The 11,855-nt window shown below is 54.6% G+C and carries 10 protein-coding genes; 6 read left to right on the plus strand and 4 right to left on the minus strand.

The genetic code is table 11. The features are described from left to right. Positions 1-288: 288 nt before the first annotated feature. Positions 289-2,022: an arylsulfatase gene (locus ACR3E6_RS18620; protein ID WP_480488677.1), complete on the minus strand. Its 1,734-nt coding sequence runs from the start codon at positions 2,020-2,022 to the stop codon at positions 289-291. Positions 2,023-2,229: 207 nt separating this feature from the next. Between ACR3E6_RS18620 and ACR3E6_RS18625 the strand changes: the two genes are divergently transcribed. The 3 genes from ACR3E6_RS18625 (at position 2,230) to ACR3E6_RS18635 (ending at position 5,003) form a co-directional block, all read left to right on the plus strand. Further along, a complete protein-coding gene (locus ACR3E6_RS18625) occupies positions 2,230-3,135 on the plus strand; it encodes a LysR family transcriptional regulator (RefSeq protein ID WP_480488679.1) in 906 nt (301 codons plus the stop codon). A gap of 458 nt (positions 3,136-3,593) precedes the next feature. Beyond that, positions 3,594-3,869: a hypothetical protein gene (locus tag ACR3E6_RS18630; RefSeq protein ID WP_480488681.1), complete on the plus strand. Its 276-nt coding sequence runs from the start codon at positions 3,594-3,596 to the stop codon at positions 3,867-3,869. 6 nt (positions 3,870-3,875) lie between these two features. Beyond that, the gene (locus ACR3E6_RS18635; RefSeq protein ID WP_480489158.1) at positions 3,876-5,003 is read left to right on the plus strand and encodes a sodium:solute symporter family protein; all 1,128 of its coding nucleotides are present in this window, start codon (positions 3,876-3,878) and stop codon (positions 5,001-5,003) included. Positions 5,004-5,492: 489 nt separating this feature from the next. Here the strand turns inward: ACR3E6_RS18635 and ACR3E6_RS18640 are convergent, their stop codons facing one another. Both ACR3E6_RS18640 and ACR3E6_RS18645 read right to left on the minus strand, forming a co-directional pair. Further along, the gene (locus tag ACR3E6_RS18640) at positions 5,493-6,602 is read right to left on the minus strand and encodes a ParB/RepB/Spo0J family partition protein (RefSeq protein ID WP_171636590.1); all 1,110 of its coding nucleotides are present in this window, start codon (positions 6,600-6,602) and stop codon (positions 5,493-5,495) included. Next, positions 6,599-7,906, minus strand: a complete 1,308-nt coding sequence (locus tag ACR3E6_RS18645; RefSeq protein ID WP_171118234.1) for an AAA family ATPase — start codon at positions 7,904-7,906, stop codon at positions 6,599-6,601. Before ACR3E6_RS18645 ends, ACR3E6_RS18640 begins: the two co-directional genes overlap by 4 nt. Before the next feature lie 696 nt (positions 7,907-8,602). Here ACR3E6_RS18645 and ACR3E6_RS18650 point away from each other — a divergent pair. From ACR3E6_RS18650 to ACR3E6_RS18660, 3 genes are all read left to right on the plus strand, one after another. Next, positions 8,603-9,073 carry a DnaA N-terminal domain-containing protein gene (locus tag ACR3E6_RS18650; RefSeq protein ID WP_480488683.1) on the plus strand — a complete coding sequence of 157 codons (471 nt, stop codon included), beginning with the start codon at positions 8,603-8,605 and terminating at the stop codon, positions 9,071-9,073. 40 nt (positions 9,074-9,113) lie between these two features. Next, positions 9,114-10,253, plus strand: a complete 1,140-nt coding sequence (locus ACR3E6_RS18655; protein WP_480488685.1) for an aminotransferase class I/II-fold pyridoxal phosphate-dependent enzyme — start codon at positions 9,114-9,116, stop codon at positions 10,251-10,253. A 78-nt stretch (positions 10,254-10,331) separates the two neighbouring features. Then, positions 10,332-10,940, plus strand: a complete 609-nt coding sequence (locus ACR3E6_RS18660) for a helix-turn-helix domain-containing protein (protein WP_171636584.1) — start codon at positions 10,332-10,334, stop codon at positions 10,938-10,940. Between the two features lie 54 nt (positions 10,941-10,994). Here the strand turns inward: ACR3E6_RS18660 and ACR3E6_RS18665 are convergent, their stop codons facing one another. Further along, the gene (locus ACR3E6_RS18665) at positions 10,995-11,765 is read right to left on the minus strand and encodes a transporter substrate-binding domain-containing protein (protein WP_480488687.1); all 771 of its coding nucleotides are present in this window, start codon (positions 11,763-11,765) and stop codon (positions 10,995-10,997) included. Between the last annotated feature and the right edge of the window lie 90 nt (positions 11,766-11,855).

An 11,855-nucleotide genomic window follows, 5' to 3' on the forward strand; every position in this document is an offset into this window, starting at 1 on the left:
CGTGCAACCAGATCGTCGACTTGCTCGGGCGTCAAGTCTTCGGGAATTGAGACCGCCGCGGGTGAATCCGTAGATGACGTGGTCGGTACCTGCGCGTGCAGCGGCCCGACCAAAAGCAAGAAGCCAATCAGGGTAACACTAGAGAATAGCCGAAACATATGTCCCATTTTGTCGATGAGTTAAGATTGAAAAGCTGGCCGCATCTGGTCTGGCTTGGACACCCAGAACCTGACCAGATCGACGATCTTACGCCACAGCATTCCAACGACTTGGAACGCTGCTATTGTTTCAGTGCAAGCCACCTCCGCGTTGCGCGTTGATTACAGTTTGCTCCAACGGGTTGTAGCCTTCTGGCACCGGGACGAGATTGACCTCTTCGGCGTATTCATCAAAAAACACCTGCATCTCTGCGACGAGGTCCGGCATCTCAGCAGCCAGGTTATTGATCTCGGACGGATCAGCAATGGTATCGTAGAGTTCCCATTCTCCTGTGCCTTTTGGCGGTGGATTTTGGGACAGCTTGTAGCGTCCTTTGAACACAGCACTGGAACCGGCCAGCTCGTAGCCGACTGGGTTGTCTTCATTGCGGACCGTATCGAGCGCACCTGTTAGAACTGGCACCATGCTAATCCCACTGGGTGGGTTGATCTCGCGACCGTCATAGGTCGAGCCTGGTGTCTCAACACCTGCCAGCTCGAGCAAGGTAGGGACAACGTCCAGGACAAAGGCGAAGCTTTCAATCTTTGTGCCTGCGGCTACCATTTCCGGGTAACGCACAATCAGCGGGACACGCAGACCCCCTTCTGTAGAGAAGGTTTTGTAATAACTGGCTGGTGTCGCTGCAGCTGCTGCCCAACTCGGACCATAGTCTGCGTAGACACCCTTCTGTCCCATCGACGAAAAGTCGCCCTCGTAGTCTTCCATCCAAACGGTCTCGTAATTGGTCTCATACCACTCACGGTAGTCGGGTGAGAGCGTCAGTTGGTTAGGATCTGGTCCGTTGTCAGACAGAAACAGGATGACAGTGTTGTCCAGTTCACCCTTTTCCTCGAGATAGGCGAAAATCTCTCCAATGTTTTCATCCATGTTGTCGAGCATTCCCGCATAGGTCTGCATCCGACGGGCATGGAAAGCCTGCTCTTCGCTGGACAGCGCGTCCCAATCCTCAAGCCGCCAAGGTTCGTAGCTGGTTTTGTCCATTGAAGTGTCGAGAGCGACCTCCGGAGAAACGATTCCAAGTTCCACCTGACGGGCCAACCGTTTTTCACGCAAATCGGCAAAACCACTGTCATAGACACCGTCATACTTGTCGATGTAGGGCTTTGGGGCCTGGTGGGGATAGTGCACCGCTTGATAGCCCACCCAGGCCAGGAAAGGCTTTCCATCATCTATGTTGCTGTCGATGTAGTCGATAATGGTGTCGGTGTAGTGCTCAGTTGAAAAGTAGTCTTCAGTGGGCAAAGACACGAGTTCGTTGTCTTCATAGTAATGAACGCGCTCGTAAAATGGCGCATAGGGCTGTTCAACCCAATTGTCCGCGCCGCTTTCGCCCAGCATGAAGGATCGATCAAAACCACGCGCATAAGCAATGGTGTCCTCATCATGCCCCAGATGCCATTTCCCGGCCATATAGGTGTGGTAGCCCGCGTCACGCAGCAATGTGGCGACAGTCACTACGCCGTCATTCAGGTGCCCTTCATACCCTGGTTTTCCAAATTGATTGTCGGCTTGGATCTCAAGCATGTTGCCCAGACCCGCCAGGTGGTTGTCTACACCACTAATGAGCATTGTACGTGTCGGTGAACAGGATGCACCAACGTGAAAATTGGTAAACAACATCCCCTGTGCTGCGAGTTGGTCGATATTTGGTGTCTCAATCTCGCTGCCAAATGCACCGACGTCAGAGAAACCCATGTCGTCAGCAATCAGAATCAGGAAATTTGGGCGGTTATCTTCTTGCGCAGCCGCAGATGAAAAACCAAGCGCCGCCAAAGCGAAAAACTGGGGGAAATATCGTCTCATACCAAACTCACAACAATTGCCGTTTTAAGCGCACTTCTAGAAGCGCAACACAGCTTATCGTTGCGTATTAGAGCTGTCGTTGCGATAGCCTGCAGCCAAGGTTTCACTTTTTGGAACGAGTGTGTAAAATTTTGAAATTGATATTGCGGCCCAGATTGTCGCATGGAAACTCGCCACAGTATCCGTGGCCGTCGAAGGGCAACAAACATGATTGACACGAAGTTGGCCGTTGCCGTTAAAGCTCTCGCGCGATTGGGAGGCTTTCGTGAAGCAGCCGCAGCTGCCGGGGTTTCGCCAGCCACATTGTCTCGTCGGATTTCACTAGCAGAAGAATATGCGGGACAACGTCTATTTGAGCGCAGCCGAAACGGGACCACTCTGACTGATGCCGGGCAAAAGTTTCTTCAGCTCTTATCCGATTTGGACACGGCCGGAAATGCCTTTGAACGCGGCGTCGCGGCTTTGCGCAATGAAGGCGCAAGTCTTCTTGCGATCGGGTGTGGGCCACTGACGACGCGAACCATTATCTCCCCCAGCCTCGAAAAACTCCTTTCTGAGATGCCCGGACTGCGGGTTCGGATCGATGTGAGGGCCACCAAAGAGCCGCTAGAAGCTCTGCGCAGCGGCCGCATCGACATTGCCGTATGCGACCTTACCCATACACCGGACTTGAGTGACCTTGAGATCCAGGTAGCACACCGTAGGCCCGTTTCATTCTGGGCGCGACCAGAGCATCCTATTCACGCAGAAGTACCGGTGCCTTTAGACAAACTCTTTCGGCAGCCACTGATGGCACCATTTTTGCATAAGCATTGGCGGGCAACGTTTGCAGAAATCCTTGGAGGTGATGCCGAAGCTAGTGAACTTGCGGAGCGACTCCCTCAGATCGAATGCGACGATTATGGAATGCTCATCGATTTGGCGTGCCGATGCGACATTGTCTGTGGCGGTATGACCGAAGCGTTTGCGGAACATGCAAAACTTGAACGCCTTAAACAGGTAGCCACTCAGACTGAAATTCAATGGAATATCTGTTTCGCGCGCCGAAGAAACCACCGCTTCAAATCTTTGGATGTGCTTTGGCAGATATTGCGGTCGGAGTTCGGGGAGTAAGTCGATTTACCAGATATATACCTTTGAGACGGACTACAAATATCGCACCTTAGCCATCGTCTTACCGGTTACACCAGCATGGCGCCCAAGAGACGGGAAGTTTCTTGGCTGACCGAAACCATGCAAGCCTCTTGTAAGTTAAGTTGGAACCGTGCACACCGCCAAGGACGATATGAGTTTCAATCTTACTAAGCCAAGATCATCTACAGGCCTCATCGAAACCAACGAAACAGTATTTTGAGATTGTTCGAACTCTTCAAAGCAAATCGAGACTGCAATCTGACACGGCTTCTTCCCGTCCGGCGTTTGGATCGTTCGCACGAACGCCCGACCGGGATACCTAAGGCACCCCAAACCGTTATCTTGCTTGAACGCGAGGTCGGTAACTACAATGAAATTTTGAGGGCCCGAAAGGAGCAATTTGGTAAAACACATGCTCGTTCGGGTAGTCAACTTCTATGAACGCAGCTACTGGCTACGCTCTTGCGGTATATTTTTTAGCGCATATCGGCGTTGCTATTTGGGCGAGATCGAAGCGCCGCGGAACAATCGAGAGCTATTATCTCGCTGACCGCGATATCGGCATGTTTGCCCTGACGGCCACCCTCGTTGCCTCCGCGGTGAATGCTCTCGCAGTCACCGGAACCCCAGCGCTATTCTACACTGGTGGTGTTTTATTCTCGCAGATGTTTGTAGCAGTTTTTGTGACGTCAGCACTCGTTTGGTCCTTTTGACCAACGATCGCCAAGCAGGGACGCCAAGGTGGAAGTGTCACCCAGGCCGAGTATTTCGGCCGTCACTACGGATCCCGGAACGTTCAATTATTGGCCGCCCTGCTGGGACTTCTGTCGCTGCTCCCGTTCCTGGCCACGCAGATTGTCGGCGTCGGCAAAATTCTCGCCGGAGTTTCCGGCGGTCAAATCCCGTTTGAAACTGGAGTGATGAGTTGTGCACTCGGCATCGCGGTCTACGTTTTCTTTGGTGGTGCAAGAGCCGTCGTCGCGAGCGATGTTCTGCAGGGCATCATCATCCTCATATTCCTACTCGCCGCCGCTTTTGTTCTGATCAGTGCGCAAGGGGGAGCAGTTGAGGTTCTCACCCAAATTAGCCTGTCAATGCCAGACAAGATCGTATTCTCCGCAAGCAATTTACCGCCCTTCATAGATAACTGTCTGTCCTGGTCATTTGCGTTCTTTCTCTGGCCGCACATGTTCCAGCGCCTGTTGATGGCGCGAAAGGAAACTCGCATCCGGTGCGTCGCTACCATGAGCTGTCTGTCCTATTTCGTTGTCGTACTCTGCATTCTAGCTACGGCGATGGCCGCGACGGTGCACTTTGGCGATGTTCAAATTGATCCGGATCGCTTGGTACCGGCCGCGTTGTCTGCGCTATGGCCAGTTGGTGGAACTATTCTTATCGTCGCTATTCTTGCTCTCGCCATGAGCACGATTGACAGCATTGTATTGACGTCCGGATCAATCGTGTCGCGCGATTTTCTGTCACAAACAACGCAATCTGGCGACGAAGTGCGCAATTCCACAATTTCGCGAGTTCTGGTTTTGCTTATTATGGCCCTGGCCACTTTAATTGCTGTGACCGAGTTTGGTACTCGAACGATCCTTCCATTGGTCACCTTGAGCGCATCAATTGCGACACTGGCGCTGTGGCCATTGCTCGGTACAGTTTGGCCAAAAGTGAGCGCCATCGGCGTTATTCTAACGCAAGTTAGTGGCCTGGCAGCTGTGGTCTTTGTGTTTTACGCGGGAAACAGTCCTTTTCAGCCGCTAGGCTTGGCCTCCACCGGGTTTAGTGTCTCGGCTGTAGTGTTTTTGGCAACGACGCTGATCTTTCCTCGAAAAAATGATTAGTTTTAGTGGATGTGTTGCAGGTCCCTACCCCCTCGCCGCGCAAAATTTTGCTTTTTTGCTCGTTACATCCGCCGCCTTTTAAATTTGCTTTTACACTTGATAAGTATCCCTTATTACGTGTTATTGATTTCCCGCCGATTTGCGCGCAGAGTGGCCGCCATGTCACCCGTGTTCTCGCGTCACATATTGCAAATTGCAATCTCGAGCCAGAATCGCGGCTCCTACCGTGACCTGAACGTACGAACCCGGACAAGACGCCGTGATGTTAGGCCCCGACAGCACTCCGCGAAACCGACTGTTCCAGAACCAACGTTAATGGCTGATTCCACATGCCTCGACCTCAAGTCCCTGCCCCGCCGGTTTCAGGTCACAGCTTCAAGGCAAGAAGACATATGGCAGGAATCCACTGCTGAGAACGCCCTGGCTTTTGCGACAAGACAACGGCGCCGGATTCGACCGGCGCCTTTTCTCAGACCTTCAAACCAAACCTTACCCGTGGGTAAGATCGTCTTCCTCGGGAAGAGCATCGATGAAAGCAGCTATTGCCGCCTCAAGTTTGCTGCGATCAACACGCGTAAAGTCCAAATCATATCTCAACTCAATTCGACCACTGGATGCCGAGCACTTGGCGATCCCTGCCCGCCCTGATACCTGAAACGTGGTCTTTGCACGTCGTGGTTTATCGGCGCTTTCAACCGGAGCCTTCTTCGCCACGCTTGTTTCCGGCGCGCCCAGAAATGACCTGAGGATAGCAACCTCACGCGCTCCGTCACGGTCCGGCTCGCTCATGACCGCGGCACTCACCTGGCGCACCAAACCGGGCGTTGCATCCAGTTTGCGCTTCAGCTCTACGCCTACGTTGCGCGGAATGTCGTTCGGATGTTTCAGAACCTTGTCCAACATCATCAGCAAACTGGCAAATGACCTAATGTAACTCCGCTTTGTGTAACTGGCGGATTTGAACAGCGTGGACACCGCCTTGTCTACATCCGGGCAATCATTTGCCGGGTCCTCGGCATACGCGCGTGCCAAAGCACCCATTTCCGCAAACGAGATATCCTTGCGGATCAGGTTCTCATCCACCATGCGCCGGTAGCTGCTGTCGAGATCGCCCGCCTCTGAAATTCCGGCTGGAATTCCGGCATAGGACTCATCGCCCGTTTCTTCATATAACGCCCGATAGGCAGACAGGCGCCGCATCCCCTGGATCAGTTCAAATCGTCCATCTGAGCGTCGCTCAAGTCGGATGGGGTTGGACAATCCAATTTCCTGAATTGACGCTTTTAGCTCGTCCAGTTCCGGATCCGGCCCTGGTTTGCGATCCCGCGTCAGCTTTTCAAACAGAATGTCATCCAGTGCTACGCGTTCGGTCACAAGACCTTCGGAACGCAGGCGCACAAGTTCATGCGCAAGACGATCGTTTTCTGCTCGAATGGTTTCTTCCGTCGATTGCTGGTCGCGCAGCGCATCGGCATTTTCCGAAATGGCCGCAGCCATCGGGCCCCGCCGCTTTTCAAGAACCTTGTCCGGAACCTTGCCGACAGGAATGTCATCCATTGCAGGCAGGTCGATATCAAACATTCTGCGCTTGCGGCTCATGCGTCATCCTCCAGCTTGTCCCAGGCAGACAGCATCACTCCCCGGAATTCTTCGTAAACATTGTCGAATGTCGAGCGGGCCCGACGCCAGGTTTCACGGGTCATCTCTCGGTAATCCATCTCGTAAACCGAGCTCAAAAAACGGCCGGATTGTTCGACCGCGCGGGTCATTTCAACAGGGTGCTGGGCGACGTGGTCTCCGAAAACCTTCTGAAACGCGTCGAACATCGCCAGATGCAACGCGTTTCCGGGCTCGTACCGTGTAAGCAGGAACCGCAGCTCGCAGAAGGTTTTGGGAAGACCAATCTTACCCGTGGGTAAGGTTTTGTCGAACCCGTAGGCCAGGTCCTCCAAAGCTTCTGCCAGCTGACCTATAAAGGACGTGGTCGAGTCGTATTCCCAGTATCCCGGTCCGGACGGGATGTACAACATGTCTGCCGCGAACACCGCGTTCATGGACTGATACCCAATGGCCGGCGGGCAATCGAACAGAATCAGGTCATAGGCGTCGTCGGGAATTTGATCCAGATACCGGGACACTGCGGCAAAGAAAGACCATTCAGGGTTCAAGTGGCGATACTGTGCCGAGGCAAATTCGACGAAGGCTGCGTTCGCGCAGGAAGGTATCGCATCGATGGTGGACCAAGACGTCCGTCTGATGAAATCGCTGATCCGCAGATCTCCAAGCCCCATATCGGTGATCGCCGGGGGCAATTCCCGGCGGGGCAGGGCGGTGCCGGACTCGGCCGCGGCAGGCCGGTTGTTCATGCGCTCGGTCTCGCGGATCAGGTCACGCGCCATGATCCCCCAGACAGTGTAATCCTCGGCGACATCGGTCAGGCCCATTGAATGGCTCAGCGTGGCCTGCGGGTCGAAGTCAACGACAAGAACACGGTACCCATCAAGCGCGGCGGCATGCGCAAGATGCAATGCCACCGTTGACTTGCCCGCCCCGCCCTTGAAGTTCGCCACGGCTGCACGAATAGCCCGCTTGCCCTCGGGACGCGGCGGCATGAGGGACTTGCGGTTCACCTTGAGCCGCCGCCGCAACTCATTCACCTCTTCCAGGCTGAACCAGCGCTGCCGCCCCTCGGGCTCAACCTCGCCTCCGGGCAGAGACGGATCAGCGGCCAGCTTTCCGCGAAAGGTTGACTGGTTGACCCGGAAGATCAGCTCGGACACTTCCCAGCTCGAAAACCGGCGGAGTGTCTTCTCCATCTCCGGGCTAAAGGTCTGCTGACGAATCCACCCCTGGAGTTTGAGAGATTGATTGCGCAATGCATTCAGGTCTTCGTGCGTGTACATGCCTCATGTCTCTTTGTTTGGAACGTAAATTTATGTTCGTTTCTTATTTACGCCCGATTTGCGCTTTACGCAAAAGAAAATATGATGAAACTCAAATCTTACCCACGGGTAAGAAAACAAGGCCCTGCAAGGCCATCGCCGATTCGGCAGTGCAGAAGAAGAAGGGTGACGATTCGCAACACGTCCTCAACCGTATTTAGGGGGGCATTCTTCCAGGACCGGCGACATATAGGGGGACATAACAGGCAAATAAGGGGTCATACAGAATGTCCCCCATCACCAATACTTCACCAGATTTCTTTTATTTTTTGATCTGGATTGGCGCAATTTTCTGACCTGTTTCAGACTCTTCTTGACAGAATCGAAGCTTTGGACGCTAATTAGGCCAAGATGACGAAAAGCGTTGGCAAACAGCGCAAGAACGGCGGGACACACCCGTCTGAGGCAGACAGAGCGGTGAGAACGGGTATGCAGCTGGCTAAACCGGTCGGGCGAAATGCGGCGGCCTTAAAATACGATATACTTTCTGCGCTCACCATATATGCGTTGTCAGGCGACAAGCATCGGCAACGCAGCGTACTTCGTATCATCGCATTGATTACGACACGATATAACTGGCGAAACAACGAAGTATCGATTGGGCGCGAAGAAATTTCGCGCCTTTGGTCAGTGAATGAAAGGACTGTAAAGCGCGAAATGGCCAGATTTCGCGCATTAGGTTGGGTAACGGTCAAACGGCCTGCTGCACGGGGTCGGGTCGCGGTCTATGAAATCGACCTCAAACAGATCATGATCGATACACAGGAGGTCTGGTCGATCATAGGTTCCGATTTCCAGGCCCGGATGACCGAGGATTCTGAGCCCGTTACAAATGTCGTGCCTTTCGCGGCAAAACCCCAGGGGCCAGAAATCGACACCCCCGAAGCCAAGCCCGAGGATGTCTGGTCGCAGGTGCAGTCAATCCTTCACGGGCGCGATCCCGAGTTGTGGGCAAGTTGGTTCCAGCATCTGTCCGAGTCGGAAAGGGCAGGGGGGCGCGTCATTTTGGTTGCCCCCTCGCGGTTCATGGCTGATTACATTGCACAGAAGTGGACGGCACGTTTGCTGGCCGCCTATAGCCGCGTCGATCCCAGTATCAGAACGGTTCATGTAAACGCAGCCGATTGAGGCTGTCAGGTGCGCAGCACGGCCCAGCAAAGGATGCATCATGATCAACCGAAATTTTCAACCATTTCGGGTCGAACAGTTCCTGTCCGAGACGGAACACGGGGTGGTCTTCAATTTCTCGGAAAGCGGCGTTCATCCCATGTCGTTGCAGGGATTGGTAGAACTGGCCGGGATTGATCTCGGCGCTCTGCTGAAGACGATGATCGACTATCCGCAAGTCAATGGAAAGCAATCCCTGCGCGACACCGTCGCAGGCTTGTATCCGGGGGCCTCGGCAGATGGGGTATTGGTCACGGTCGGCGCAACCGAAGCGAACACTCTGGTGGCCAACACCTTGTTGGAGCCCGGCGACAATGTTGTGTGTTTCCGACCGACCTATGAACAGATTTCAGGAAACGCCGCCAATCTAGGCAACGAAGTGCGTTGGGTAGATCTGATCGAATCCGAAGAGTGGGCCATAGACGCAGAGGCGCTTGAGCGGGCGGTCGATGACAGGACCCGCATCATCCATGTGGTGAACCCGAACAATCCAACGGGCCGTATTCTGACCGAAGCGGATCGCGCCCGTATCGTATCGGCTGCCGAGCGCGTTGGCGCCTGGATCGTTTCAGACGAGGTTTATGCCGGAACCGAGCGGGAAGGTGACACAGAAACCCCTTCGTTCTGGGAAAGTACGGACAGGGTTCTTGTGGTGAATTCCATGTCCAAGGCCTATGGGCTTCCGGGGCTGAGGCTGGGATGGCTGGTTGGGCCCGAAGACATCATTCAGCACTGTTGGCGGCGGCACGAATATGCCTCGATCGCGGCATCCATGTTGTCGATGGAGCTGGCGGACAAGGCGCTTGCCGAACCGGCACGGTCCAAGTTGAAGGCCCGCGCGCGCCGTCTGATCCGCACGGGGTTCGACGTTCTGACGGAAGAACTGGCGCGGCATCAGGGGGTGTTTTCCGTTGTACCACCTCAGGCGTCGGCCATGTCGTTCGTGCGGTTCAATCTACCGATCGCATCCGAGGCGTTCAGCATGCGCCTGTTGCGCGAAAAAGATGTGCTGGTCATTCCGGGGTCACGGTTCGGGGTCGAGAACCATTTTCGGTTCAGCTCGGCCCTGCCCGAAGATCATCTGCGCAACGGGTTGGCAAAGTTGAATGATCTTACAGGAGACATCCTGAACGGACGCTGAGAGTTTGCCGCCGAACTGGTGCGAGTGGTTCGGTGACATTTCTTTTGCCTTTTTCATACGTGTCGATAGGCTTCGCAAATGGAAGATTCACCTGTGCTTTCCGCCGAAAAACCGCCGCTGGATCACCTGGTCGGGGCCGCAGTGAAAACGCATCGCGCGCTGGCCGGATTGACTCTGGCCGAACTGTCTCAGCGGTCCGGCGTGTCCACGGCGATGATTTCCAAGATCGAGCGCGGTCAGGTGTCAGCCTCACTGGCGACGCTTGAGGCCCTGGCCGGCGGAATCGGCGTTCCGTTGATCAACTTCTTTGCCGGCACGGTTGAACGCACGGATGTGTCATTTGTGGCTGCGGGTGAAGGTGTAACCGTGCAACGGTTGGGCACCGGTTTCGGGCACAGTTATAAGCTGATCGGTCGGGCGGAAGCGAAACATGTCAGTTTCGAGAGTTTCAGCGTTACATTGGAAGGTCCGTTGGACGAACGCCCGCTTTACCAACATCAGGGTGTAGAATTCATCCACGTCACCGCCGGCGAGATGGTCTATGGCTGCGGTGAAGCCGCTTATCACATGCGGCCGGGCGACAGTCTGAGTTTTGATTCAAACGCCACTCATGGGCCGTTGGAGTTGAAAACTGACACGGTCAGCTTTGTCACCGTGGTTGCCAAGGCCGTGTCGGGCGACAATTGAAAAACGCCCGGCGACCGGGCCGGGCGTTTGGGAATCAAGGTGATCCGAGAAGAGTCAGAGACCCCATTTCTTGCGATTTTCCTCGAAGAACCCTTGCGCCTTTTTGACTTCGATCCAGTTGTTTACATAGTTGATCCACACCTGATCGGCCTGTGGCAGGATCATCGCTATGGGTGACGGCGAACGCGGGCCTGCGTTCTTCACGCGTACCACCGGAAACTTCGCCTCGAGGGTCGAACCTTCGATGTTCGACGTAATGAAGACATCCGCGCGTCCTGCGATTACTTCCTGAAAACCGCGGGCCGGGGCCTCGACCACCTTGATTTCTGCGTTCGGGAACCATTCGCGGACGCGCTTTTCGAATGTTGTGCCCAGGGTGGTCGCGACTTTTACTCCGGGTTGGTTGATCGAGTCATAACCGTCGAACTTGTCGGCCTTGTCCTTGGTCGTATAGGGGAAGAGTTCCACCGAAATATAGCTGTCGGAAAAACCTGCGACCTTCATGCGCGGCGGCGAAATCGATGCCGATCCGGTCAGGTGATACTTGCCTGCCACCACACCGTTGACCAGTGTTTTCCAGTCGGTGGGGACATATTCGACCTCGACCCCCAGATCGGCGGCCAGCTCGTTCATGATGTCGATGTCGTACCCTTTGTAGCTGTTGGTTGCAGGGTCGCGGAGCGACATGGGATTCCAATCGCCCGTGGTGCCCACCTTGAGCACGCCGGAATCCAGCACCTCGTTCAGTGCCGATTGCGCCTGCGCAGCGCCTGACAAGACAAGTCCAAACGCAGCGGCTGCCGCAGCTTTCCAAAAAGTGTTCATCGGTTTCTCCCGTTGGTGGCGTTTCGATCTTGTGGCCGTATTCTTCATTGATTTAAGCCCAAAGGGAAAGATAACCTCAAGAAAATATTA

Source organism: Ruegeria sp. AL3 (assembly GCF_056536065.1).